20 protein-coding genes and 3 pseudogenes are annotated in these 23,396 nt (G+C 73.5%); 13 read left to right on the plus strand and 10 right to left on the minus strand.

The features are described 5' to 3' along the window. From MFF58_RS13005 to MFF58_RS13015, 3 genes and pseudogenes are all read left to right on the plus strand, one after another. Window positions 1-105 (plus strand): annotated as a pseudogene (locus MFF58_RS13005) (sugar transferase); the annotation flags it as partial. 105 nt (window positions 106-210) lie between these two features. Then, entirely contained in the window at window positions 211-444 is a 234-nt protein-coding gene (locus MFF58_RS13010) for a hypothetical protein (RefSeq protein ID WP_238287986.1), read from the plus strand. Between the two features lie 297 nt (window positions 445-741). Beyond that, the gene (locus tag MFF58_RS13015; RefSeq protein ID WP_238287988.1) at window positions 742-1,566 is read left to right on the plus strand and encodes a hypothetical protein; all 825 of its coding nucleotides are present in this window, start codon (window positions 742-744) and stop codon (window positions 1,564-1,566) included. Window positions 1,567-1,718: 152 nt separating this feature from the next. Here the strand turns inward: MFF58_RS13015 and MFF58_RS13020 are convergent, their stop codons facing one another. The 3 genes from MFF58_RS13020 to MFF58_RS13030 are packed head-to-tail and all read right to left on the minus strand — an operon-like array spanning window position 1,719 to window position 5,146. After that, window positions 1,719-3,083: an NtaA/DmoA family FMN-dependent monooxygenase gene (locus tag MFF58_RS13020; protein ID WP_238287990.1), complete on the minus strand. Its 1,365-nt coding sequence runs from the start codon at window positions 3,081-3,083 to the stop codon at window positions 1,719-1,721. A 16-nt stretch (window positions 3,084-3,099) separates the two neighbouring features. Next, entirely contained in the window at window positions 3,100-4,152 is a 1,053-nt protein-coding gene (locus MFF58_RS13025) for an LLM class flavin-dependent oxidoreductase (protein ID WP_238287992.1), read from the minus strand. Window positions 4,153-4,156: 4 nt separating this feature from the next. Then, window positions 4,157-5,146, minus strand: coding sequence for an ABC transporter substrate-binding protein (locus MFF58_RS13030; protein ID WP_238288023.1), 990 nt, complete (start codon window positions 5,144-5,146; stop codon window positions 4,157-4,159). A gap of 495 nt (window positions 5,147-5,641) precedes the next feature. On the opposite strand from MFF58_RS13030, the gene MFF58_RS13035 reads away from it, so the two are divergent. The 5 genes from MFF58_RS13035 (at window position 5,642) to MFF58_RS13055 (ending at window position 9,209) form a co-directional block, all read left to right on the plus strand. Further along, window positions 5,642-6,865 (plus strand): acyl-CoA dehydrogenase family protein, encoded by a 1,224-nt coding sequence (locus tag MFF58_RS13035; RefSeq protein WP_238288025.1) that lies wholly within the window; start codon window positions 5,642-5,644, stop codon window positions 6,863-6,865. Window positions 6,866-6,872: 7 nt separating this feature from the next. Next, window positions 6,873-7,151: a hypothetical protein gene (locus tag MFF58_RS13040; RefSeq protein WP_238288027.1), complete on the plus strand. Its 279-nt coding sequence runs from the start codon at window positions 6,873-6,875 to the stop codon at window positions 7,149-7,151. 125 nt (window positions 7,152-7,276) lie between these two features. Next, window positions 7,277-7,816 carry a hypothetical protein gene (locus MFF58_RS13045; RefSeq protein ID WP_238288029.1) on the plus strand — a complete coding sequence of 180 codons (540 nt, stop codon included), beginning with the start codon at window positions 7,277-7,279 and terminating at the stop codon, window positions 7,814-7,816. Window positions 7,817-7,875: 59 nt separating this feature from the next. Further along, window positions 7,876-8,448: a hypothetical protein gene (locus MFF58_RS13050; RefSeq protein WP_238288031.1), complete on the plus strand. Its 573-nt coding sequence runs from the start codon at window positions 7,876-7,878 to the stop codon at window positions 8,446-8,448. A 260-nt stretch (window positions 8,449-8,708) separates the two neighbouring features. Beyond that, window positions 8,709-9,209: a peptide deformylase gene (locus MFF58_RS13055; protein WP_238288033.1), complete on the plus strand. Its 501-nt coding sequence runs from the start codon at window positions 8,709-8,711 to the stop codon at window positions 9,207-9,209. A 207-nt stretch (window positions 9,210-9,416) separates the two neighbouring features. Here MFF58_RS13055 and MFF58_RS13060 read toward each other — a convergent pair whose 3' ends face one another. Then, the gene (locus MFF58_RS13060; protein WP_238288035.1) at window positions 9,417-10,760 is read right to left on the minus strand and encodes a dicarboxylate/amino acid:cation symporter; all 1,344 of its coding nucleotides are present in this window, start codon (window positions 10,758-10,760) and stop codon (window positions 9,417-9,419) included. Window positions 10,761-11,055: 295 nt separating this feature from the next. Between MFF58_RS13060 and MFF58_RS13065 the strand changes: the two genes are divergently transcribed. Together MFF58_RS13065 and MFF58_RS13070 are read left to right on the plus strand one after the other, a co-directional pair. Beyond that, the gene (locus tag MFF58_RS13065; RefSeq protein ID WP_238288051.1) at window positions 11,056-12,948 is read left to right on the plus strand and encodes a sensor histidine kinase; all 1,893 of its coding nucleotides are present in this window, start codon (window positions 11,056-11,058) and stop codon (window positions 12,946-12,948) included. Continuing rightward, window positions 12,945-14,294: a sigma-54-dependent transcriptional regulator gene (locus MFF58_RS13070; RefSeq protein ID WP_238288061.1), complete on the plus strand. Its 1,350-nt coding sequence runs from the start codon at window positions 12,945-12,947 to the stop codon at window positions 14,292-14,294. The genes MFF58_RS13065 and MFF58_RS13070 overlap by 4 nt, the downstream gene beginning before the upstream one ends. A 36-nt stretch (window positions 14,295-14,330) precedes the next feature. Here MFF58_RS13070 and MFF58_RS13075 read toward each other — a convergent pair whose 3' ends face one another. From MFF58_RS13075 to MFF58_RS13090, 4 genes and pseudogenes are all read right to left on the minus strand, one after another. After that, window positions 14,331-15,221: a polysaccharide deacetylase family protein gene (locus MFF58_RS13075; RefSeq protein ID WP_238288063.1), complete on the minus strand. Its 891-nt coding sequence runs from the start codon at window positions 15,219-15,221 to the stop codon at window positions 14,331-14,333. A 154-nt stretch (window positions 15,222-15,375) separates the two neighbouring features. Further along, window positions 15,376-15,561, minus strand: a pseudogene (locus MFF58_RS32265) (NAD-dependent epimerase/dehydratase family protein); the annotation flags it as partial. A gap of 337 nt (window positions 15,562-15,898) precedes the next feature. Further along, window positions 15,899-16,924: a histone deacetylase family protein gene (locus tag MFF58_RS13085; protein WP_238288065.1), complete on the minus strand. Its 1,026-nt coding sequence runs from the start codon at window positions 16,922-16,924 to the stop codon at window positions 15,899-15,901. Between the two features lie 249 nt (window positions 16,925-17,173). Further along, a pseudogene (locus tag MFF58_RS13090) lies at window positions 17,174-18,268 on the minus strand (HD domain-containing phosphohydrolase); the annotation flags it as partial. Between the two features lie 532 nt (window positions 18,269-18,800). On the opposite strand from MFF58_RS13090, the gene MFF58_RS13095 reads away from it, so the two are divergent. Next, window positions 18,801-19,685 carry a LysR family transcriptional regulator gene (locus tag MFF58_RS13095; protein ID WP_238288068.1) on the plus strand — a complete coding sequence of 295 codons (885 nt, stop codon included), beginning with the start codon at window positions 18,801-18,803 and terminating at the stop codon, window positions 19,683-19,685. A gap of 186 nt (window positions 19,686-19,871) precedes the next feature. Next, window positions 19,872-20,216 carry an MliC family protein gene (locus MFF58_RS13100; RefSeq protein ID WP_238288070.1) on the plus strand — a complete coding sequence of 115 codons (345 nt, stop codon included), beginning with the start codon at window positions 19,872-19,874 and terminating at the stop codon, window positions 20,214-20,216. A gap of 289 nt (window positions 20,217-20,505) precedes the next feature. Here MFF58_RS13100 and MFF58_RS13105 read toward each other — a convergent pair whose 3' ends face one another. Together MFF58_RS13105 and MFF58_RS13110 are read right to left on the minus strand one after the other, a co-directional pair. Beyond that, complete coding sequence (locus MFF58_RS13105; protein WP_238288072.1) at window positions 20,506-20,793, minus strand: hypothetical protein; 288 nt, start codon at window positions 20,791-20,793, stop codon at window positions 20,506-20,508. A 151-nt stretch (window positions 20,794-20,944) separates the two neighbouring features. Next, window positions 20,945-21,355 (minus strand): DUF1236 domain-containing protein, encoded by a 411-nt coding sequence (locus MFF58_RS13110; RefSeq protein ID WP_238288074.1) that lies wholly within the window; start codon window positions 21,353-21,355, stop codon window positions 20,945-20,947. 258 nt (window positions 21,356-21,613) lie between these two features. Between MFF58_RS13110 and MFF58_RS13115 the strand changes: the two genes are divergently transcribed. Then, complete coding sequence (locus tag MFF58_RS13115; RefSeq protein WP_238288084.1) at window positions 21,614-23,302, plus strand: thiamine pyrophosphate-binding protein; 1,689 nt, start codon at window positions 21,614-21,616, stop codon at window positions 23,300-23,302. Window positions 23,303-23,396: the final 94 nt, after the last annotated feature.

Consider the following 23,396-nt stretch of genomic DNA (forward strand, 5'->3'; position numbering starts at 1 on the left):
GTCGCCCTCGACCTCGACTACGCCACCCGCTGGAGCCTGCGCCGGGATCTCGCCATCCTCCTGCGCACAATCCCCGCCGTCCTCGCCCAGCGCGGAAGCCGCTGAGCCGGGCGCAGGACTGGATTGGCGGCGCGCCACCGCCGTCATGACCGCGGGTGCGGGATCGGTCTGCCACCCGTCCGAACTTAAGCTGGGCGGGTACGAACTGCGATGAAGGGCCTGTTGCTGAACGCGCTGCTCGGGTTGTGTCTCGGGCGGTTCGGCTCCGTGTGGTGGCTCCTGGTGTTCCTGCCGGTCGTGGCCGCCGAACTCGCCTACGGCGTTTACGTGTACCACCTCGGCCTGCATGCCGGCTTCATCCGGCGCGCCGTGACCCTGCTGGTCTGCGGCCAGTTCGGCTTTCTGCTCGGCGCGCTCCTGCGCCCCATGCGCGGCGAGACGTGAGGGTCGAAGCGGGCGCAGCCGATTCCGGAGGCTGGGCCGACGATGACGGCTTCCGGCCGGTATCGGATGACGGATCGCCACCCCGGGGGCGCTCGGCCGCGCGAGCGCCCGCATCCGGGAGCGCGGCGCCCCCCTGGCGCCCCCCTGGCGCCCCCCTGGCGCCCCCCTGGCCGCCCCCCTGGCGCCCCCCTGGCGCCTTGGCCCTTCCCCCGGTTCTCGTGATAGCCAAGCCCCGGCTCCGAAGCCGCCGTGGATCGGCGGCCAGACGCACGGGATACGGTCGTGGAAGCGATATGGGTGACCGCTCTCATCCGAGCGTCGACCTCGGGAGCCGTCGTCGTGCTCGCCTCGGTGCTGGCCGAACTCCTCGGGCCGGTCTGGGGGGCGCTGATCATCAGCCTGCCGGTCTCCGCCGGGCCGGCCTACGTGTTCATGGTCCTGGAGCATGACACCGCCTTCGTGGCCGACGCGGCCCTCAACGGGTTCGCGGCGACCGCGGGGACAGGCCTGTTCCTCCTCGTCTATGCCCGCCGCGCGGCCGGCCGAGGTCTGGCCCGCAGCCTCGGCCCGGCGGTGGCGGCGTGGGGCGCGGCGGCCGTTCCGATCGCCGCAGTGTCGTGGACGCCGCTGACGGCGTTCCTGCTCAACGCGGCCGTCTACGGTGCGGGTACCCTGATGACCCGGCCGGCGGCGGGACCGTCGCTCGTCCGGAGCACCGTCGTCGCGAGGCCCCGGCCGCTGGACCTCCTCGTCCGGGCGGCCGCCGTCGCTCTGTTCGTGACGGCCATCCTGGCCCTGAGTTCAGCCTTGGGACCGGCGCGAACCGGGGTCATCGCCGCCTATCCGGTCACCCTCACGAGCACCTTCGTCATCCTGCACCGCCGCGTCGGTGGAGCGGCGATGGCACGGCTGGCCAGCATCACGATCCGCGGCGTGTTCGGTTTCGGCCTGACCCTGCTCACGCTTCACCTGACGATCCGGCCACTCGGTGCCGCCCTCGCCCTTGCGGCCGCGCTCCTCGTCTCTCTGACCTACTCGGCCGGGCTTCTCGCCCTGCAGAGCCGCCCGGGTCCGCAGGGCGAGAAGCCCGGCCGGTACGGTCGCTTCGCCAGACGGCCCTGACGCCCGGTCCGGTCCCGTGCGGCGGCTTTGCGGTGGCCGCGCGCGCCGGTCATCGGGACTGCACCGTCCATTTGGCGATCGCCACGGGACGCCCGGACCCGTCGGGTCGGGGCGCCCGGCGGGGCCGGATCCCACCGCCCAGGCGCGCGGCCTCAGGCGGTGCGCGGGGCGACCGCTTCGGAAGCCGCTCGGGCAGCCGCTCGGGCGGTATGGCGGCTCGGTGGCCGTGGCAGGCCGAGATGGTCGCGCAGGGTCGCGCCCGCGTAGTCGTGCCGGAACAGGCCGCGCCGCCGGAGGATCGGCACCACCGCGTCCACGAAGGTCTCCAGCCCGTCCGGCAGCACGTCCGGCATCAGGTTGAAGCCGTCCGCCGCGCCGGCCCGGAACCACGCCTCGATGTCGTCCGCGATCGCCTCGGGCGTGCCCGCGACGATGCGGTGGCCGACGCCGCCGCCCAGCGCCCGCAGGAGCTGGCGCACGGTCAGCCGGTCCCGCCGGGCGAGCGCGACGGTGCCGAGGAACAGCGTGTGGTTGGCGTCCGGCGGCAGCGGCAGCGGGTCGGGGAGCGGCCTGTCGAGGTCGAGCCGCGCGGGATCGATCCGCAGGGTGCCGGCGAGCCGGGCGAGGCTGTACTCCAGCGGTACGAGGTCCCAGAGCTCGTCCTGGCGGCGGCGCGCCTCGGCCTCCGTGGAGCCGATGACCGTTGCGAGGCCGGGCAGGACGACCAGCGCGTCCGGCCCGCGCCCGCAGCGCGCCGCCCGCGCCCGCAGGTCCCGGGCATAGGCCGCGCCGTCCTCAACGGTCTGGGCCAGGGAGAACACCGCGTCGGCGGTGGCGGCGGCGAGCGCGCGCCCGTCCTCCGAGCCGCCGGCCTGGAAGGTCACCGGGCAGCCCTGCGGGCTGCGCGGCACCGTGAGCGGTCCCTCGACGGAATAGTGCGCGCCGCGGTGATGGATGGCGTGGACCTTCCCGGCATCGACGAACCGGCCACCCGCCTTGTCGCCGAGGAAGGCGTCGTCCTCCCAGCTGTCCCACAGGGCGTGGACCAGCTCGGTGAACTCGCGCGCCCGGGCGTAGCGCGCCCCGTGCTCGGACGCGCCCGCGAAGCCGAAGTTGCGGCCCGCGGCGGCATCCGCGGTGGTGACCACGTTCCAGCCCGCCCGGCCGCGGCTGACGAGGTCCAGGCTCGCGACGCGGCGGGCGAGGTTGTAGGGCTCGTTGTAGGTCGTCGAGGCGGTGGCCACGAGGCCGACATGGCTGGTGGCCGCCGCGACGCTGGCCAGCACCACCGTGGGTTCGAGGGCGTTGAACGGCCGGTGGTCGATCCGGTCGTTGATCGCCGGCGTGTCGGCCAGGAAGATCGCGTCGAGCTTGCCCCGCTCCGCGACGCGGGCGACGCGCACGAAGTGGTCGATGTCCACGAAGGCGTCCGGCCGGCTGTCCGGCAGCCGCCACGCGGACGGGTAGACGCCCGAATGCAGCAGGTTGACGTTGAGATGCAGGGTGCGTCCGCTCATCGCAGTAAATCCCCGGTCAGCGGACGCGCGGCAGGACCTGCTCGGCGAAGCGGCGCATCTCCGCCTCGAAGGGCTGGAACTGCAGCATGAACAGGTCGATGCCGGCCGCGTAGAACGCCCGGATCCGCTCCGCCACTGTGGCGTAGCTGCCCACCAGCCCGGCTGCCGTGCCGCCGTTGGTGCCGACGTGGCGGGCGGCCCCCGCATCGGTCTTGGCGAACATCGCGCTGGCCCGGTCGGTCCGGGCGCGGGTGTCGGCGCGCAGGCCCGCGTCGCGCTGCGCCAGGGTGAGGAGCCGCGCGTGCTCGGCCACCGCCTCCGCGTCGGTCTCCCGGGCGATCACGAAGGCCGAGAGGCCGAAGCGCAGCGGGCCGTTGGACGCGGGCCGCCGGGCGACGTCGGCGATCAGGGCGGCGACGTCGGGCAGCGGCTGGCCGTTGAGGAACCAGACATCCGCGTGGTCGGCGGCCAGCGCCCGGGCGGGCTCCGACTCGCCGCCGAGATAGATGGTCGGCCGCGGCCGGAAGGTGCCGGCGGGGCGCAGCTGGTAATCCTCCACCTGGAAATGCGCCCCCGCGAATGTGACCCGCTCGCCGCGCATCAGCCGGTCCACCAGGCCGATCCACTCGCGGCCGTAGGCGTAGCGGTCGTCATGCGCGGGGAACGGCAGGCCGGCCCGCTCGAACTCGGCCCTGTTCCAGGCATTCACGAGGTTCAGGGCGAAGCGGCCGCCGCTGACGTGCTCGATCTGGAGCGCCATCTTGGCGAGCACCACCGGATGGTAGAGCCCCGGCTTGATCGCCGCGATGATCTCGATGCGGCGGGTCAGCGCCGCGAGCGCCGCCGCGGCGGTCCAGGCCTCGAGCTGGTCGCGTTCGCCGTCGTAGGGGTTCATCGTGTGCTGGGCGACCAGCACGGAGTCGAAGCCCAGGGCCTCCGCCTCCAGCACCAGGGCGCGGTTGCGCGCCCAGCTGGCGTCGTCCGGCTCGTCGGGATCGTGGTGGGAGGCCCGGGAGCCGTGGACGGCCGCCCAGATGCCGAAGCGCGGCGCGCGTGTCGGTCCGGCCATGGCCTCAGCCCCGCTCCGCGGGCGGCTGCCAGATCGGCACGGCGGTGGCGTCGAGGGCGCGGGGGATGAGCTTGGCCTCGTGGAACACGTCGGCGATGGCCTGCTGCTCGCCGAGCTGGGCGCGCTCCACCGGCTCGACCGCGTAGGTGCGGCGGCTGTTGGCGGCGGCCACCACCGAAGCCGGGAGGTCGCCCCAGATCGGGGCGAGGAGCGCGACGGCCTCCTGGGGGTTCGCCCGCATCCAGGCTCCGGCCTCGACGAGCGCCCGGTAGACGGTCGCGACGACCTCGGGCTGCGCGGCGACGAAGCTGTCGTTGACGAGATAGTAGCGGTGGTAGCTCGTCAGCCCGGTGGCGTCGGCGACGACGCGCACCGGGCGCTTGGCCTCCGCGAAGGCGAGGAACGGGTCCCAGATCGACCACGCGTCGAGGCTGCCCTGCTCGAAGGCGGCCGCCCCCTCCGGCGCCTGAAGGTAGGCCGGCTTGATGTCGGCGAAGGTCAGCCCGGCGCGCTTCAGGGCGGCGGCCAGCACGTAGTGGCTGCCCGAGCCCCGCGAGACGCCGACCGTGCGGCCCTTGAGGTCCGCGACCGTGCGGACCGGCGAGGCGGCGGGCACGATGATCGCCTCGGCGGACGGTGCGCCCCGCTCGCGGGCGTAGAAGGTCAGCGGCGCCCTGGCCGACTGGGTGAAGATCGGCACCGCGTCGGCGACGTCGGCGTGGATGTCCACGGCGCCGGCCGTCATCGGCTCGATCACGCTGGTGAACAGGTGCCAGCTCGGGGTGAAGCCCAGCGGCGCGAGGCGCTCGGCGAGCGTCCCCTTCACCTTCAGCACGGTGAACAGCACCGACGAGCGCTGCATGCTGATCCTCACCGCGCGGGGTCCGGCCCGCACGGCCGGTGCGCCGAGCGCCACGGCGGCGGCCCCGCCGAGGCCGGTCCGCAGGAGCGAGCGCCGGGACGGGGCGATCCGGCACAGGACGTCGTCGGTCATCAGGATCTCGCGGAATGTTCGGTCTGGCTGAAAGTCGGTCGGGCGGGAATCCGGTCGGGCCAGACGGAGGGCGCCGTGGACGCGACGGCTGTCCCGTCCTCAAGACGCGCCGCGTCGCAGCCCGGCCTGCTCTATTGAAGACCATCGTCGAGCGGCGGATCAATGAAATGTATTTTCGATTTCCCCGCGGACCGTGAAGGTTCGTCCCCTGGAATGACGGACCGGCAGCGGTCCTGAACTCCGGGCGCTGCGAAGCCGGCGCGGTGAGGTCGGAACGCCCGGTAAAAGAGCCCGTTCCGGGCCGACGCGATGCGAAGAACGGTTCTCCTTCGCGGCCGCAGAACACAGGATGGAACTATTCACGCCGCCGGATCAGGGGAACGACGCTTCCAAACTCGCATCGACCGCCGTGTTTTACCTTGAGATCGGGCTTCATCTGGTTGAGTTCATGGGGTGCCGCTCCGGGACGGCAGGTCAATTCGGGAATGGAAAGCCATGTCGCAGACGGAAGCGGGCTGGGGCGCGGGTCCGAGCGGGCGCTACGAGACCCTGGCCGACCGCTTCCGCCCGGTCTTCGCCGAGATCCGCGCCACCGCGGTGGGCCGGGACCGCACCCGCGGCCTGCCCCATGCCGAGATCGGCTGGCTGCGGGAGGCGAACTTCACCACCCTGCGGCTCGCCCCCGAGGAGGGCGGCCACGGGGCCAGCCTGCCCGAGCTGTTCGCGCTCCTGATCGAGCTGTCGAAGGCGGATTCCAACGTCACCAACGCGCTGCGCGCCCATTTCGGCTTCACCGAGGACGCGCTCTGCGCCTCGTCCGCCGTGTGGCGTGCCGCCTGGATCGCCCGGATCGGCGCCGGCGAGACCGTCGGCAGCGGCGTCTCGGAGACCGGCCCGGCCAAGGTCGGCGCGTTCGACACCGTGGTCCGCCGCCGGGACGGGAAGCTCGTGGTCGACGGCCGGAAATTCTACACCACCGGCGCGCTCTTCGCCGATTACATTCACCTGTCGGCCGAGGACGAGACGGGCGGCGCCGTCACCGCCGCGGTGCCGGTCCGGGCGCCGGGGGTGACCATCGTGGACGATTGGGACGGGTTCGGGCAGGGGCTGACGGCCAGCGGCACCGCGACCTTCGAGGGGGTGGCGCTCGATCCGGCACTGATCAAGCCCGATCCGGCCCGCTTCCCCTACGCGATGGCGTTCTTCCAGCTGGTGCATCTCGCGACGCTCGCCGGCATCGGCCGGGCGGCGGCCGAGGACGTGGCGCGGCTGGTGGCCGAGCGCACCCGGGTCTACAGCCACGGCAATGCCGGGCGCACGGCGGAGGATCCGCAGATCCAGGCGGTGGTGGGCCGCGTCCGCGCCCATGCCTACGCGGCCGGGGCCGTGGTGCTGAAGAGCGCCGAGGCGCTCCAGCGCGCCTACGAAGCGCACCGGGCCGGCGACGGCCCCGGGGCGGACCGGGCGACCACCCTCGCCGATGTCGAGGTCAACCAGGCGGTGGGCGTCGTCACCGACCTCGTGCTCCAGGCGACGACGACGCTGTTCGACGCGCTGGGCGCCTCCGCGGTGAAGACCGGCCTCGGCCTCGACCGCTACTGGCGCAACGCCCGCACCATCGCGTCCCACAACCCGCGGATCTACCGGGACCGGATCGTCGGGGCCTTCGCGATCACCGGCGCGCCGCCGCCGCGGCAGTACCGCGTCGGATCGGCGTGAGGCGACGGTGCCGCGCCGCCGCGACCGCCTGCGCCCGGGCGCCTGCCTGTATCCCGGCGGCCACCACGTCGCCGCCTGGCGGCACCCGTCCGTCAAGGCCGAGGCCGGGATCGACGCCGCCCATGCCCGGCAGATCGCCCGCACCGCCGAGGCCGCGAGGTTCGACCTGATCGTCCTGGCCGACGGGGTCAGCCTCCGGGGCGACGACCGCGACGCCACGACCTCCCGGGATGGCGCCGGGATGGCCACGCTGCGCGCGACTGCGGCCCCGGCAGTGATCGTCTAGGTACTTTGCCGGGGGCGGCGGACAGGATCGCCAGATTGCGCCAAACGTGTGTAGGTTGCATCACAGAGGACTGAGCGGAATGGTTCGGTGCCGCAGGGTGGCCTCGACGTGGCCGGGAGACGCGGATGGTGCGCTCACTACCTGGATCGGCCCTCCTCCTTCTGGCGTCGTTCTCCCTCCTCGTCCCAGCCGTCTGCGAGGCCAGGCCGAAACGCGTCAAGCTTCCCATGCTGGAGGTCCCCGACGACGCGGAGCCGCCGAGCCGGCGGATACCCTTCGTCGACCGATCCGCGTTGATAGGAAAGCCGATCGAACTCTCGAACGCCGACGACCGGCGGGTCCTGGCGCGGGAGCAACTCCTGTGGAGCCGGTTGAACGGTTCGCTTTGCACGGGATGCGGCGAGACTCGGCGCATCCGCAAGGTTGCCTACGTCGATCCGATCGCCGTTCTCAATGCGAAACCTGCACTTCTTGTTGCCGCTGTCGCGCCTGTTCAAGCGATCAAGCGGGGACGTGCCGCCCGGATCCAGCTGGCGCATCGGCGACATCATAGATCAAAGCTCTATTCCTACTACAATCGGCTTCGATATGCTGTTCTGAAGTGGCGCAGACATCACCGTGTCCGGACGCGTGCGGTGCACCGTAATTGGACTCCGGACGCGTGAGACTGCTATAGCCAAGCTCAAGCTCGGCTAGAATGGCCGGGTACGGCACGAGAGCGGCCATGCGTTTGAATCGAATCGGAGCGCTCGCGGCTCTGCTGCTGACGACGAGTGCCTGTTCGCATCTGCCGATGGGGCCGACGGCCTACAGCGCGCTGCCCTCCAATCCGCCGGCCGGCCTCGCGCCGGCGACCCTGCCGGCGACCCTGGCGCCGGCCGCGGCACCGCTTGCGGAGGCGGCGCCCGTCCGGCCCGAAACCGACGTCGCCCTGGCACCCGTCGTGATCCCCGGCACCTGGAAGCTGCGGGATGTCGAGACGCGGCGGGGCAGCGTGAACCCCTTGGCGGCCCTCGAGGCGTCGGTGCGCACCCGCCTGGCCTGGGAGACCCTGCATCCGGAAGATCTGTCGGAACAGCCGAAGCCGGCGGCGCGGTCGTTCAGGTCGCTCAGGACCGACGTCACGGAGACGTCGGCCACGTCGGCTGCCGGATCGCCCGCCGGATCGCCCGCCAAGGCGTCTGCGGACGCTAAGCTCTCGGCCGAGCCGCCGGCGAACTACAATCGTGAGGCGGCCATGACCGCCCTCCTGAAGGGCGGGAAGGACGCCGCGAAGAGCATCTGCTCGGGGTGCTGACCGCGTCGCGCCCCGCGACGCCTCGGCCTCACCGCCGGGCCGCGGACGGCGCGGCGGCGAGCCGCGGAGCCGGCACCGGGCGGGCCGACCCTGCCCGCCGCGCCGGTCACGCTGCGGAGGACCGGTCCGCGGCCGAGCGCGGTGCGACGCGGACCGGCTCCGACGGAGAGCCCTAGGCCTGAAGGCCGGCCGTCCGTATCACGGGCGCCGCCATCGCGTTCGTTTCCGAACCGCGACACACCGCTCCCCGTGAATGGATCATGCCGGCCCGTCCCCTCGTCCTGTTCCCCGATCCCCGCCTCTCCCACCCGGCGACTCCGGTCGACGCGTTCGGGCCGGACCTCAAGGCCCTGGCCGAGGATGTGCGGGACACCCTTCTGGCGGCGAGCGCCCTCGGCCTGACCGCCCCGCATATCGGCGTGCCCGCGCGCGTCGTCGTGATCCGCATGGCGCCGGACGCGGATCCGCGCGCCTACGTGAACCCCGCGATCCTGTGGGCGTCCGCCGACACGGCGACCCACGACGAGGGCAGCGTCAGCATGCCGGGCATGCGCGAGCGGATCACCCGGTCGGCCCGCATCCGGTTCGGCTACCGCGACCTCGACGGGCTCGCCCACGAGGCGGAGGCGGATGGCTTCCCGGCCGCGATCGTCCAGCACGAGATCGATCAGCTCGACGGCCTGTTTTGGATCGACCGCCTGTCGCGGCTGAAGCGCGAGCGGTTGCTGAAGCGGTTCTGGAAGCAGAAGCCGGCACCGTGAGCGGCCCCCCGCCGCCAGGCCCGGGGCGTCCGGCGGGCACGGGATGATCCGCGGGGACGCGTCCGGAGCGCCGCCGCGGCCGCGCGCCGAACCGAACCGGGCCGGGAAGCCGGACGGCGTTCAGCCGCCCGATGGCGCGAGCGGCTGAACACATCCGGTTTCGAGGCGCCGCGGGTCCGGCCTGCGCGGGACCCGCGGCGAGGGCGATCACTCGGCGGCGTGCAGGACCGGCGCCGGCGCCAGGGCCGGCGCGGTCCTCCCGGCCAGCGCGGCAGCGAGCTTGTCCTCGTCGACCTCGTTCTCCCAGCGCGCGACCACGATGCAGGCCACCGCGTTGCCGATGAAGTTGGTCAGCGCGCGGCACTCGGACATGAACCGGTCGACGCCGAGGATCAGCGCCATGCCGACCACCGGCACCGAGGGCACCACGGCCAGCGTCGCCGCCAGGGTGATGAAGCCCGAGCCGGTCACGCCCGCCGCGCCCTTCGACGACAGCATGGCGACGAGCAGCAGCAGGGCCTGCTCGCCGAGGCTCAGCGGCGTGTCGGTCGCCTGCGCGATGAACAGGGCCGCCATGGTCATGTAGATGTTGGTGCCGTCGAGGTTGAACGAGTAGCCCGTGGGCACCACGAGGCCGACCACCGGCTTCGAGCAGCCGGCCCGCTCCATCTTCTCCAGGAGCGACGGCAGCGCCGATTCCGAGGAGGACGTGCCGAGCACGAGCAGCAGCTCCTCCTTGATGTAGCGGATGAGCTTGATGATCGAGAAGCCGTTGTAGCGGGCCACTGCGCCGAGCACGACCAGCACGAAGATCGTCGAGGTCAGGTAGAACGCGCCGACGAGGTAGGCGAGGTTCGCCAGCGAGCTGATGCCGTACTTGCCGATCGTGAACGCCATGGCGCCGAAGGCGCCGATGGGGGCGACCTTCATGATGATGTTGACGACGCCGAACACCGCCTCGGACAGCACCTTGATGATGTCGAGCACCGGCTTGCCGCGGTCGCCCAGGAAGGCGAGGCCGAAGCCGAACAGCACCGAGAAGAACAGCACCTGCAGGATCTCGCCGCCCGCGAAGGCGCCCACCGCCGTCGTCGGGATGATGTTCATCAGGAACTCGACGATGCTCTGCTCCTTGGCCTTGCCGGCGTAGGTGGCGATCGCCTTCGGATCGAGGGATTTGGGGTCGATGTGCAGGCCGTTGCCCGGCTGGAGCACGTTGGCCACGATCAGGCCGACGATCAGCGCCAGGGTCGAGAATGTCAGGAAGTAGATCAGCGCCTTGCCGCCGACCCGCCCGACCTTCTCGAGGTTGGTCATCCCGGCGATGCCCGAGACCACCGTGAGGAAGATCACCGGGGCGATGATCATCTTGACGAGCTTGATGAACGCGTCGCCGAGCGGCTTCATCTCGGCGCCGAGCTGCGGATAGAAGTGTCCGAGCAGGATGCCGATCGCGACGGCGACCAGGACCTGGAAGTACAGGGTCCGGTAGAGCGGTCTCGGCTTGGCGGGCGGATGGGGCGCGGTGAGCGGTGACGGTACGGCAGCCATGGGTCGTTCTCCCTGTCGGCGGTTGCGATCGGGGCGGGTGGCACCGGAACGATCCGGCGGGGTCCGCGCTTGGTCTTGGCCTTCCGGCGCGCAGCTTTGCCGTGGGGGCATGGCTGCGTTTCGGCGAGGGAATGGCAACCGGCGTGCCATGTGCCGGAACGGGGCGACTTTTTAGTAAGGCGCTGTTCGGGAACAGGTTTTTGTCGGAGCTCCGCGTCCGCCCCGGGGCGCGGCGTGCGGGAATCCGCACCGGCGCGGCCCGGGCGGTCCGGTTTTCCGCACGGGCGACCGGGCGTTGACCGGACTCGCCGAGCCGGAACGCGGCGGGTGGGCGGCCCGCCTCCCGTCGCGCCGCGTCCTCCTCGTCCTCGCCGGCCTCTGCGCCGTCCTGGTCGCGGCCTGGCTCGCCGGGCGCGCGGCGGAACGCTGGGTCCTGGCGGACCTGCGGCGCGGCGCCCGCTCGGCGATCGGGCTCCAGGTCGGCCTGCTGCTCGCCGAGATGCAGAAGCAGGCCTCCCTGCCCCTGGCGCTCGCGGCCGACCCGGAGGTCGCGGCCGCGGTCGAGACGGGGGCGGGGCGCGACCTCCTCGACCGGGTCGACCGGCGGCTCGCCGAGGTGGCGGCGGCCACCGGCTCGGCGGTCCTCTACGTCATCGGTGCCGACGGCGTGACGGTCGCGGCCAGCAATGCCGGCGGGGACCGGAGCTTCGTCGGGCGCGACTACGCGTTCCGGCCGTATTTCCGGCGGGCGCTCTCCGGGGGGGCCGGCTCGCAATTCGCCCTCGGCACGGTGAGCGGCCGACCCGGCCTCTACCTCGCCCGGCGCATCGGCGCGGCGGCCGGCGTCGTGGTGGTGAAGGTCGAGTTCGACGCGGTCGAGGCGGCGTGGCGCGCGGCGCAGGAGGTTACCTTCGTCACCGATGCCCGCGGCATCGTCCTCGTCACGAGCGAGCCGGGCTGGCGATTCGGGACGCTCGGCGCGGTGGACGCGGCCGAGCGGGCGCGGATCGGCGCCGGCCAGGATTTCGGCGCGGCTCCGCTGGAGAAGCTGCCCCTGCATCCCACCGGCATCCCCGACGTGGTCCGCGTCGGACGGGGGGCGCTGCCGGCCTGGACGGCGGTCGCCACGCGGGCCGCCGTGCCGGGGACCGACTGGCAGTTGCACGCCCTCACCCCGGTCGGGACGGCGGTGGACCGGGAGCGGCTGCAGGCCTGGATCATCGCCGCCCTGACCACGGCGCTGGCCGGCTTCGGGGCCGCCGCCCTGGCCGACCGGGGCCGCCGGACGCGGGCGCGGCTGGCGGAGGCGGCCGCGCGGCGGGTGGAGCTCGAGACCCGCGTCGCGGCGCGGACCCGCGCCCTGCGCGAGGCCAACGCCCAGTTGCGCGCCGAGATCGAGGAGCGCCAGCGGGCCGAGGCCGAGCGCGAGCGCCTGGGGCGGGAACTGGCACAGGCCGGACGGCTCGCGGCCCTCGGCCAGTTCGCCGCCAGCATGGCGCACGAGATCAACCAGCCGCTGGCGGCGATCCGCTCCTACGCCGACAACACGGCGGTCCTGGTCCGGCGCGGGCGGAATGAGGACGCGGCCGAGAACGCCTTCGCCATCGGCCGGCTCACGGACCGCATCGCCGGTCTCACCCGGCAGCTCAAGGGCTTCGCCCGGCGCGCCTCGCCGCGGCGGGAGCCGGTCCCGCTCCGCGCGGTCCTCGACAACGCGCTGGAGCTGGTGCGCGCCCGCGCCGCGGCCCTGCGCGTGCCGCTGGAGGCCGACCTGCCCGGCCCCGAGCTGCGGGTCCTGGGGGACGGGCCGCGGCTGGAGCAGGTCCTGGTCAACCTGCTCCAGAACGCCCTCGACGCGGTCGCCGGGCGCCCGGACGGCCGCGTGACCCTGAGCGTCGCCGCGGAGGGCGCCGAGCGCGTGGCGGTGGCGGTGACCGATACCGGCCCCGGGATCCCCGAGGCGGAGCGCGGCCAGATCTTCGACGCGTTCTTCACGACCAAGGCCGACGGCCTCGGCCTGGGCCTCGCCATCGCCCGCGGGATCGTGGAGGATTGCGGCGGGAACCTGATCCTGGCCGTCCGCGACGGCGGGGACGGGCCGGCGGCCGGCACGGTCTTCCGGATGGAACTCATCCGGGCGGCCGCGGCTGATCCGGCCGCGGGAGGACGCGTGGGGGCGATGCAGTGAGCGGGGACGCGGACGGGGCGACCGGGCGCGTCGTGTTCATCGACGACGAGGCCGAGGTGCGCCGGGCCAACGGCCAGAGCCTGGAACTCGAGGGCTTCGCCGTCGAGGCGTTCGCCGCGGCCGAGCCGGCGCTGGCGGCGATCCTGGCCGTGTCCCCCGGCGTCGTGGTCAGCGACGTGCGCCTGCCCGGCCTCGACGGGGTCGGCCTGCTGGCGCGGCTGCAGCGGGTCGATCCGGATCTGCCGGTGATCCTCATCACCGGCCACGGCGACATCCGGATGGCGGTCGCCGCCATGCAGGGGGGCGCCTACGACTTCCTGGCCAAGCCCTACCCCGCCGAGGCCCTCGTCGCCTCCGTGCGCCGGGCGCTGGAGCGGCGGCGCCTGGTGGTGGAGAACCGCGCGCTGCGCGCCCGCCTCGACGCGGCGATCGAGGAGGATCCGGCCTTCCTGGGCGATTCCCCCGAGATCGTGCGGCTGCGGAGCCTGGTGCGCGAGGTGGCGCGGGCCGACGTCGACGTGCTGGTGTCCGGGGAGACGGGATCCGGCAAGGAGGTGGTGGCCGGCGCCCTGCACCGGTGGAGCCGCCGGGCGGCGCGCAACCTCGTGGCGATGAATTGCGGCGCCCTGCCCGACAGCGTCGTCGAGAGCGAGCTGTTCGGGCACGAGGCGGGCGCCTTCACGGGGGCGCTCAAGCGGCGGGTCGGGCGCATCGAGCATGCCCACGGCGGCACGCTGTTCCTCGACGAGATCGAGAGCATGCCGCTGACGCTCCAGGTCAAGCTCCTGCGGGTGCTCCAGGAGCGCACCGTGGAGCCGCTCGGCACCAACGAGGTGCGGCCCGTGGACATGCGGGTCGTGGCCGCCACCAAGGTCGATCTCGGGCAGGCGGCGGCGCAGGGCACGTTCCGCGACGACCTCTACCACCGGCTCAACGTCATCACGGTCGCGATCCCGCCCCTGCGCGATCGGGGCGACGACGTGATGCTGCTGTTCCAGCACTTCCTGCGCCGCGCCGCCGAACGGTTCGGGAAGGCCGTGCCCCCGGTCACCCCGGCCGTCCGCGACCACCTGCGCGGCCATGCCTGGCCCGGCAACGTCCGCGAGCTCGGACACTTCGCCGAGCGCTGCGCCCTGGGCCTCGTCGAGGCGCCGCAGGCCCCGCCCGAGGCCGCCCCCGGCGGTCTCGCCGAGCAGGTGGACCGCTTCGAGCGGCGGCTGATCCGGGACGAGCTGCTGGTCGCGGGCGGCGACGTGCGGGCCGCCGCCGAGGCCCTCGGCCTGCCGCGCAAGACCCTCTACGACAAGATGGCCCGCCACGGGCTCACGCCGGGCGACTACCGCTGACGCCTCCGCGCCGTCAGCCCGCGCGCCCTCAACCCCTCAGCCCGCACTGCCTGGACCCGGGCCGACGTGGTCGGCGATGGCGCCGGCCGTGGTGAGCCAGACGTCGGCGCGGCGCCCGGCGATGTGCTGCAGCGCCCGGCGCAGGGGCCTCAGGCGGTGCGGGCGCCCAACGATGTAGGGGTGGAGGGCGAGGCCCATGACCAGGGGCGCGGCCTGCGCCTGCTCCAGCATCTCGTCGAAGGCGTCGACGATCATGTCGGCGAACTGGCGGCCCGTCTCCTTGCGGGCGATGATCGCGGGGATGTCGTTGAGTTCCTGCGGATAGGGCACCGCGAGGATGCGGCCGCCGCCGCGCGTGGCGAACCACGTCGGCTGGTCGTCGTGGTCCCAGTCGAGCAGGTAGCGGTAGCCGGCCTCGGCCAGGAGGTCGGGCGTCACCCGCGACTGCGAGATCCACGGCCCGAGCCAGCCGGCCGGCGGCTGGCCCTCCCGGGCGGCGATCGCGGCCGTCGTCTCGGCGATCAGCGCCCGCTCGGCGGCCTCGTCGAGGGTGCCCTGCCGCTCCGCGTTGGTCCGCCCGTGGGCGACGATCTCGTCGCCCCGCGCCCGGAACGCCTCGATCAGCCCCGGACAGTCCCGGTAGAGGTTGCTGTTGACCAGCACGCTCGCCGGCATCGCCAGCTCGTCCAGCAGCGCAGCGATCCGCCAGGCGCCGACCCGGTTGCCCCAGTCCCGCCAGGCATAGTTGAGCACGTCCGGCTGCGGACCGCCCGGCGCCAGCTCGGCGCCCAGGCCTTCGCCGAACGCGAAGGTCTCGAGGTTCAGCCCGATATAGACCGCCAGCCGCCTGCCCTCCGGCCAGTCGAAGACCGGCCGGTCCGGGAGGGCGCTGTAGGGGTAGCGGCCGTGTCCGGCATCCGTGTCCATGAGATGTCCTGTTGCGCGGCACCGGGACGGGCCGCTCCCGCCCCGCCGCCCTCGACGACGCGGCTCAGCGCAGGTCCCGGAAATAGGCGATCGTCCGCTCGAGCCCATCCCGGACCGACACGGTGGGCGCCCAGCCCAGCAGATCCCGGGCCTTCGTGATGTCGGGGCGGCGCTGGTGCGGGTCGCCGAGCAGATGGGCGATGTTCCGCCGCCGCCCCCTGAAGAAGTTGTCGAGGCACAGGACATCGCGGCCCTGTGCCAGCAGCCGCTCGCAGAGATGCGAGCCGATGAAGCCCGCGCCGCCCGTGACGAGGATCCGCTCCGTGTCACCGTAGGGCAAGCAAACACATCCCCGCGTCCGGATCGGATCTCCTGGATATGACGCGAAGTCTTGGATCCATGTGAAAAATCGCAATGTCCAGTTGGGAATATCCTTGACTCTTGCGTGGTCAAATTCAGCGCCGTGACGCCAGCGCCGCCCGTCGCGGGACCGATGCCGGCCGGAGCGCCCCGTCGGGGCGGGCGATCGGGAGCCGTCCGGCCGCGACACCGGGGCCGGCCCGGTCCGAAGACCCCGCGGCCCGACCGCGGCCCGACCGCAGCACCGGGCCGGGCGAAGGCGCGCCGGCGGTCTCCCGCCGGAGCCGTTCCCGGTCGCGTCGCCGCCGGACGGGGCGCTAGCGGGCCGCGTCGAAGGCGGCGAGGAATGCCGTCAGGTTCCGGGGCAGGGCCGCGCAGAGGTAGCCGCCCTCCTGGACGAGGGCGGTGGGCAGCCCGGCCTCCGCGATCCGCGCCGCCGCCGCCTCGAAGCCGGCTTGGGTCACCCGCAGGGCGCCGATCGGATCGTCCTCCGCGGCGTCGAGGCCAAGCGCCACCACGAGGCCGCGCGGGGCGTGCGCGGCGACCCGTGCCAGCCCGGCCTCCACGGCGGCGAGCCAGGGGGCGTCGCCCGAGCCCGGCGGCAGCGGCAGGTTCCCGTTGAAGCCCGCGCCGGGCCCCTCCCCCGTCTCGTCGGCGTAGCCGGCGAAGAACGGGAAGTAGTCCGACGGGTCTGCGTGCACCGAGACGGTGAGCACGTCGGCGCGGGCGTAGAAGATGCCCTGCGTGCCGTTGCCGTGGTGGACGTCGATGTCGAGGATCGCCACCGGGCCGCCCGTGGCGGCCAGCATCCGCGCCGCCGCGACCGCGCTGTTGTTCAGGAAGCAGAAGCCGCCCGCGGAATCCGCGTAGGCGTGGTGGCCCGGCGGCCGGCACAGGGCGTAGGCGTGGCCCGATGCCAGCGCCGCGTCGGCGGCCGCCACCGCGCATTGCGCCGCGCCGTAGACCGCCGGCCACGTGCCGGCCCGGATCGGGGTCGAGGTGTCGGCCATGTAGAGGCCGGCGAGCCCCAGGAGCCCCGCGGGCTTCCGGTGCATCTGCGGACGGGCGAAGGCGCCGGTGAGGATCTCGTCGCCGATCCCCGGCATCTCCGCCCGCCGCGCCCAGGCCTCGGCCAGGAACGCCACGTAGTCCGGATCGTGCACCGCCCGGATCGGGTCGAGGCCGTGGTCGCCGGGCGCGGCGAGGGCGTGGCCGCCCCGCAGGGCCGCGTCGCGCAGGATCGCGTAGCGTGCGGCCTGCTCGGGATGCGGGATCGGCGTGCCGCGCCGCCAATACCGTTCGGGATCGTGCCGGGCCGTGTCGGGCGTGTGGAAGATGCGCATCCCGCGAGGTTAAGGCCCAACGGGGTGCGCGTCATCCGTCCGGGCCGCCGGCCCGCGGGGAAGACGGGGACGCCTGCGGCCGTCGGTTCGCGTGTCGCGTCCGCCGCTCGGGCCGGCGCGCTCCCCGGCCGCGCCGTCCGGCGCGCCCGCGGGCCGGGGCTTCGCCCGTGGCCCGGCCGGCTCCGGCGCTCCCGGTTCCCGGGCCGCGGGCACGGGCGGGGCGTGGACGCGCCGATCCGACGGCGCGGGGGACGCGGCGATCTCGCGCAGCAGAATCGGGACCCGCGCCCAGGGCTCGGTGACCGGCCGGATCGGGGCCGGGGCGCGGTCGCCGGCGGCCCGGATCTCCGGCCAGCGCGCGCAGAAGGCCTCCACGCAGGCCGGATCGAAGTGGCGGCCGCTGTCGGCCCGCAGACAGGCGAGCGCCGCCTCGAAGGACATGGCCTCCTTGTAGGGCCGCGACGTGGTCAGGGCGTCGAACACGTCGGCCACCGCGACGATCCGGGCCGCCAGGGGGATCTCGGGGCCGGCAAGCCCCTCCGGGTAGCCGCTGCCGTCCCATCGCTCGTGATGCGACGCGGCGATCTCGGCGGCCAGCCGGATCAGCTCGGAGGCGCTGCCGCCCAGGATGCGCTGGCCGATGGCCGCGTGCGTCTGGATCAGGGCGAACTCGTCGGGGTCGAGGCGGCCGGGCTTCAGCAGCACGCCGTCCGGGATCCCGACCTTGCCGACGTCGTGGAGCGGCGCCGCGAGGTAGAGGCTGCGGCAGGCCTCCGGGGGCAGGCCGAGCGCCTCGGCCACGATCTGGCTGTAGCGGGCCACCCGCCACGTGTGATCGCCGGTGTCGTTGTCGCGGTACTCGACGGCCAGCGCCAGGCGGAAGATGATCTCCTCCTCGCGCTCGCGCATGTGGCGGAGCGCCGCCTCCACCTCGCCGTCGAGCCAGGCCGCCTGCTCGGCGAGCCGCCGCACCGCCTTGGCCAGCCGGATCACGTTGCGCAGCCGCACGGTCAGCTCGACGCCCGGCATGGATCGGTCGAGGAAATCGGTCGCGCCGGCCTCCAGGGCGGCGAGCCGCACGGCCTCGGACACGTCGTCGGTGATCATCACCATGGGCACCTGGGCGTAGTGCGGGATGGTCCGCATGCACCGGATGAAGGCGATCCCGTCCAGGGCGGGCATGCGGCAAACGACCAGCACGAGGTCGAAGGCGCGCATCTGCGCCTCCACGAGGGCGGAGGCCGTGTCGGCGTGGTCGGTCACGCTCACGCCGCGCTGGGCCTCCAGCAGCCGGCGCAGCCGCAGGCGCATGGTGGTGCTGTCGTCGACCAGGAGCGCGTCCATCATGGATTCCCGTGTCGGAGCGCGGAACCGGCCGGCGCGGGGGCGCGCGGCCGGTCGTCGGGGCCGCGGGATCCGGCGCCGCGTCCTCGCGGACGCGTCCGGCTGGACGCGGCGACAGGTCGGAGTGAGAGTTGTGCGATCATCGCGGAACGTTCGAATGCCGAGATGGGATGTTGATTCGGTGCCGGTTAAATTAAAATGAATGAAGACCGCGGTAATGATGGATCAAGATCGAGTAAATTGCAGTGGATCTATACCAAAAAATACTGCGTTTGCGTCGATTAAAAGCACGATACGTACTGAGTATTGGGTACTGACTATGCGATAGTGATATCGATGGCGGCAACGTATTTTCATGCCCGTGACCAGGATTGTCGTGGGCGGATGCGCGCCGGCCCTGCGGCGCGTCCCGCTGACAGGTCGGCGGGCCGGCGCTACCGTCGGTCCGTGAGCGCGGGCCGGCAGCCCGGAGAGCGCGTCGCACGGCGTGTCGGGTGGCGTGTCGGGTGGTGGGTCGGGTGGTGACTGGGCGATGATGCGGTTCGATCTCACCGATCTCGGCCTGTTCCGGCACGTGGTCGAGGCCGGTTCGATCACCCACGGCGCGGCGCGGGCGAACCTCGCCCTGGCGGCGGCCTCGACGCGGATCCGCCTGATGGAGGAGTCCCTCGGCGCCGCGCTGCTGACCCGGGGGCGGCAGGGCGTGAGCCCGACCCCGGCCGGACGCGCGCTCCTCGTCCATGCAAGGGAGGTCCTGGCCGGCGTGGAGCGCCTGCGCGAGGAGATGGCGGCCTTCTCGGGGAGCGCCTTCGGCCAGATCCGGGTGCTGGCGAACACCAACGCGCTCACCGAGTTCCTGCCGGACGCGCTCTCGGCCTTCCTTTCCGGACATCCCGGGATCGGCGTCGAGATCGACGAGCGCACCTCCGAGGAGATCGTCGGGCTGGTGGCCGAGGGCGCGGCCGATCTCGGCATCCTGTCGGGCACGGTGGATACCGGCTCGCTCCAGACCTTCCCGTTCCGCGAGGACCGGTTCGTGCTGGTGGCGGCCCGGGACCATCCCCTGGCGGCGCGGGGCGCGATTCCCTTCGCCGAGGTGCTGGACCACGATCTCGTCGGCCTCGACCGGCGCAGCGCCATCAGCCGGTTCCTCGTCGCTCAGGCGGTGCGCGAGGGCCGGCCGATGCGGCTGCGGGTGCAGCTGCGCGACTTCGAGGCCGTCTGCCGGCTCGTCGCGGCCCGGGTCGGTCTGGCGATCCTGCCCGAGAGCGCGGCCGCCCGCGCCGCGCAGGATCTCGCCCTCGCGGTGGTGCCCCTCGCCGACTCCTGGGCGCGGCGCGACCTGACCCTGTGCCTGCGCGACCTCGACAATCTGCCGCCGTTCATCCGAGCCTTCGTGGCGGCGCTGAGGGACTAGCGGGCGAGGCCCCGGAACCGCCTGGAGGCGGTCGGGCCGGTCCGCTGGCGGACCAGGCGGTGGACCAGGCGGCGGATCGCGGTGGAACGCCGCTCCGCTCGCTGCGACGGGTTCTTCGTGGCAGTCTGCCGGCCGAGTCGCCGCCCTGTGCTTCGGAGGCTGCGGATCGGCACCGCAGGAGGACCCGTGAATCGTCTGCTGCCCCGCGACGGCATCGCCGCCCTGCTCGCCGCGGGCCTCGTGGTCCCGGCAGCCCCGACGCGAGCCGCATCGTCCACGATCCGCCACGTCGCCTTCGCCTGCCCGGCCGGCCGGACCCTCACGGTCGCGTTCGACATCGGCAACCTGGAGGCGCCGGCCGTCGTCCACCCGCCCGGCGGTCCGGCGGTGACCCTGCCGGTCCAGCCGCACGCGGATGGGATCCGGTACGGGGACGGGCGCCGCGAATTGCGCGGCAAGGGGCGCGTGGTGACCTGGAGCGACGCGGGCAAGCCTCCCGTCACCTGCGCGGAGACCCCCGCCGACAGGTGAGCGCCGACGGGTCCGCGCCGGGGCTCCGCACCGGAATGCGCCGCTTCCGCCCAACAACGTCCCGCCCGGCAACGTCCCGAGCGCCCGGCCCGGAGGCAACGCGCCCCCTTCGCCCGCCGGTGATCCGACCCGCGATCCGCGATGATCCCCCGGGTTCGGCAGGCACCTTCCGACGGCGTCGGGCCGCAGCGCGAAGAGGATCCGCCGCGGACCGGCCCCGCGCCGCGGCGGTTTCCTGCGCTCGGCCTCGGCATCGGAGGGGCGCCGGGCACGCCCCCGCCAGGCGGCTTCAGCGCCACCGCTCCTCCGTGCACGCCAGCACGTAGACGACGTGCATGCAGCGTGCCTGGGCGGCTTGCGAGGTCGCGTCACCCATGCACGCCCGCATCCCGACGGAGAGCAGGCCCCGATCGACGTCCTGATCCCGGGCACAGGTGAAGATGGGCTGGAAGCCCTCGAACCGGCTCACCTGCCAGAAGATGGCCATGAACGAGAGCAGGCAGAACGCGCAGACCAAGAACCGGTTGTCGTAGAACCAGTGCCTCCGATCGGCCTTCGCGGCGACGCGCTCGGTCATTCGGCCACCGGGGGCGCCAACGGAATCGCGGTCTGGACCACCCGTGCTCTCCAAGCGGATCGCCCGCCCCATCCCGCCGGACCCCTCGGCCACGCGCCCACCGGCAGGAGGTGCCGGTCGGGGTGCCGGTCGGGGTGCCCGTCGGGGGCCGTCAGTCGATCACCTCCACGATGCGGCGCGATCGCGGCTCGACGAGAACCGGATGGTGGTTGACGATCGTGTAGCTGTACTCCGGCAACGCGAACTCGCGCGGGACATCGTAGTACACGACGCCATCTTCCGGTAGCACGGTCCCGACCCGCACGGGGCCCGCGAGCGCGATGGACGGGCGGCGCTCGCCGAGCGCGTAGATGCGGAACCGCTCCCGCCGGTCGACGCCGAGGATGCCGTTGGCCGTGCCCACGGCCGCACCGATCGCGCCGCCGACGACCGCCCCGAGGGGGCCCGCCATCTCCGCGCCGCGCGAGGCGCCCTCCTGGGCCCCGCGCTCCAGCCCCTGCGCGTGGGCGGCCGCGGCGAGGCCCAGCGTGGCCAGGAGCGCAAGAGGAGTCGCGATCCGCATGATGTGTCGTCCGGGTCGGTGGCATGAACCCTCCGGCTTGCGCCCGAGGGAGCGGGGGCATCCCGGCCGGAGGATACCGCGAAAAGGCTGCCGATGGGTTGCCGCACGGCCTCGGCCGGGCGCCGCATCCCGCAGGGCGGGCCCGAGGCGCCCCGCGCGACGGTCCGGCGCGACCCGGCAGGTGCGGGCGCGGCCGCGGCATTGCCCCGGTCCGCCCATGGGTTAGCCTCGGGCTGATTCCGTCGGAGGGGACAGGGCATGCCGATCGAGACCGTGGAGACCGCCGGCCGCCGCCGGGGCGCCGACCTCCTGGTGGAGGTGCTGCGCTCGGAGGGGGTGCGCTACATCTTCGGCAATCCCGGCACCACCGAATTGCCGCTCATCGACGCGCTCACCGAGGCGCCGGACATCGCCTACATCCTCGCCCTGCAGGAGGCGACCGCGGTCGCCATGGCGGACGGCTACGCGCAGGGCGCCCGCCGGCCCGCCTTCCTCAACCTGCACACGGCCGGCGGCCTCGGCCACGCCATGGGCGGGCTGGTGAACTCGCAGGTCTCAGGCACGCCGCTGGTGGTCACAGCCGGTCAGCAGGACCTGCGCCACGCGCTGACCGACCCGCTGCTGATGGGCGACCTCGTCGCCATCGCCGACCCGGTGATGAAATGGGCCCGCGAGGTGACGAGCCCGGACCAGATCCCGATCCTGCTGCGCCGGGCCTTCCACGACGCGGGGGCGGCCCCCTCCGGTCCGGTCTTCCTGTCCCTGCCCATGGACGTGATGGAGGCGATGTCGTCGGTGCCGGCCGGCGAGACCTCGACCATCGACCAGCGGGCGGTGGCGGGCTCCCTCGACCGGCTGGCGGAGAGGCTGGCGGCCATCGCGCCCGGCCGCCTCGCCCTGATCGCGGGCGACGAGATCGACGCCTCGGACGCCTCGGCGCAGATGGTGGCGCTCGCCGACCTGCTGGCGGCGCCGGTCTACGGCTCGTCCTGGCCGGCCCACATCCCCTTCCCCACCGCGCACCCCCTCTGGGCCGGCAACCTGCCGACCCGGGCCGACGCCATCGCCGACATCCTCGGACGCTACGACGCGGTGTTCGCGCTGGGCGGCAAGTCGCTGATCACCGTGCTCTACTCGGAGGTCTCGGCGGTGCCGCCGGGGGTGCAGGTGTTCCAGCTCTCGGCCGACGTGCGCGACCTCGGGCGCACCTACGCCACCGCCCTGTCGACGGTGGGCGACATCCGCGCCTCGCTCGACGCCCTGCTGCCGCTGCTCGGCCCCCGCCTCGCCGACCGCGCCGACGCCTTCGAGCACCTGCGCAGCCAGGCCGTGACCGCGCGGGCCGGGCGCCGGGCGAGGCTCGCCGCCGCCGCCGACGCGGCCTTCGAGGATCCGGTGATCGCCCCGCTGGTCGCCGCCCGGGAGGTCGCCCGCGCGGTCGGGGCCGAGACCACCATCGTGGACGAGGCCCCCGCGACGCTCACCCACCTGCGCACCTTCCTCGACAGCCCCTCGGCGCATCAATACGCGGCGATGCGCGGCGGCGTGCTCGGCTGGGGCATGCCGGCCGCCGTCGGGTTTTCCCTGGGCCTCGACCGCGCGCCCGTGGTCTGCGTGGTCGGCGACGGGGCCGCGATGTACTCGCCCCAGGCGCTCTGGACGGCCGCGCACGAGAGGCTGCCGGTCACCTTCGTGGTGATCAACAACGCCGAGTACAACATCCTCAAGACCTTCATGAAGGGGCAGGCGCACTACGCCTCGGTGCGCGCCAACCGCTTCATCGCCATGGACCTCACCGATCCGCGCATCGATTTTCTGGCCCTGGCCGCTTCCATGGGCGTGCCGGGCCGCCGGGTGACCGCGGCCGCCGACATCGCCCCGGCGATCGAGGCCGGGATCCGCTCGGGGTGCGCCAACCTCGTGGAGGTGGTGGTGCGGGCGACGTGAGGGCTGTCGGGCGGAGGCCGGTCACAAGCCCTGTGCCGGGCCCTGCGCCGCGGCGTCTGCCGCGTCGTCTGCCGAACCCTGCGCGCGGGCTTCC

Origin of the sequence: Methylobacterium longum, from assembly GCF_022179385.1 — a bacterium.
Classification (GTDB): domain Bacteria; phylum Pseudomonadota; class Alphaproteobacteria; order Rhizobiales; family Beijerinckiaceae; genus Methylobacterium; species Methylobacterium longum.

Bases quoted from the DNA above. Each gene is read 5' to 3' on its own strand.
- MFF58_RS13010 (WP_238287986.1), top strand. From the start codon at position 211: ATGAAGGGCCTGTTGCTGAACGCGCTGCTCGGGTTGTGTCTCGGGCGG.
- MFF58_RS13020 (WP_238287990.1), bottom strand. From the start codon at position 3,083: ATGAGCGGACGCACCCTGCATCTCAACGTCAACCTGCTGCATTCGGGC.
- MFF58_RS13025 (WP_238287992.1), bottom strand. From the start codon at position 4,152: ATGGCCGGACCGACACGCGCGCCGCGCTTCGGCATCTGGGCGGCCGTC.
- MFF58_RS13030 (WP_238288023.1), bottom strand. From the start codon at position 5,146: ATGACCGACGACGTCCTGTGCCGGATCGCCCCGTCCCGGCGCTCGCTC.
- MFF58_RS13035 (WP_238288025.1), top strand. From the start codon at position 5,642: ATGTCGCAGACGGAAGCGGGCTGGGGCGCGGGTCCGAGCGGGCGCTAC.
- MFF58_RS13045 (WP_238288029.1), top strand. From the start codon at position 7,277: ATGGTGCGCTCACTACCTGGATCGGCCCTCCTCCTTCTGGCGTCGTTC.
- MFF58_RS13050 (WP_238288031.1), top strand. From the start codon at position 7,876: ATGCGTTTGAATCGAATCGGAGCGCTCGCGGCTCTGCTGCTGACGACG.
- MFF58_RS13055 (WP_238288033.1), top strand. From the start codon at position 8,709: ATGCCGGCCCGTCCCCTCGTCCTGTTCCCCGATCCCCGCCTCTCCCAC.
- MFF58_RS13060 (WP_238288035.1), bottom strand. From the start codon at position 10,760: ATGGCTGCCGTACCGTCACCGCTCACCGCGCCCCATCCGCCCGCCAAG.
- MFF58_RS13075 (WP_238288063.1), bottom strand. From the start codon at position 15,221: ATGGACACGGATGCCGGACACGGCCGCTACCCCTACAGCGCCCTCCCG.
- MFF58_RS13085 (WP_238288065.1), bottom strand. From the start codon at position 16,924: ATGCGCATCTTCCACACGCCCGACACGGCCCGGCACGATCCCGAACGG.
- MFF58_RS13095 (WP_238288068.1), top strand. From the start codon at position 18,801: ATGATGCGGTTCGATCTCACCGATCTCGGCCTGTTCCGGCACGTGGTC.
- MFF58_RS13105 (WP_238288072.1), bottom strand. From the start codon at position 20,793: ATGACCGAGCGCGTCGCCGCGAAGGCCGATCGGAGGCACTGGTTCTAC.
- MFF58_RS13110 (WP_238288074.1), bottom strand. From the start codon at position 21,355: ATGCGGATCGCGACTCCTCTTGCGCTCCTGGCCACGCTGGGCCTCGCC.
- MFF58_RS13115 (WP_238288084.1), top strand. From the start codon at position 21,614: ATGCCGATCGAGACCGTGGAGACCGCCGGCCGCCGCCGGGGCGCCGAC.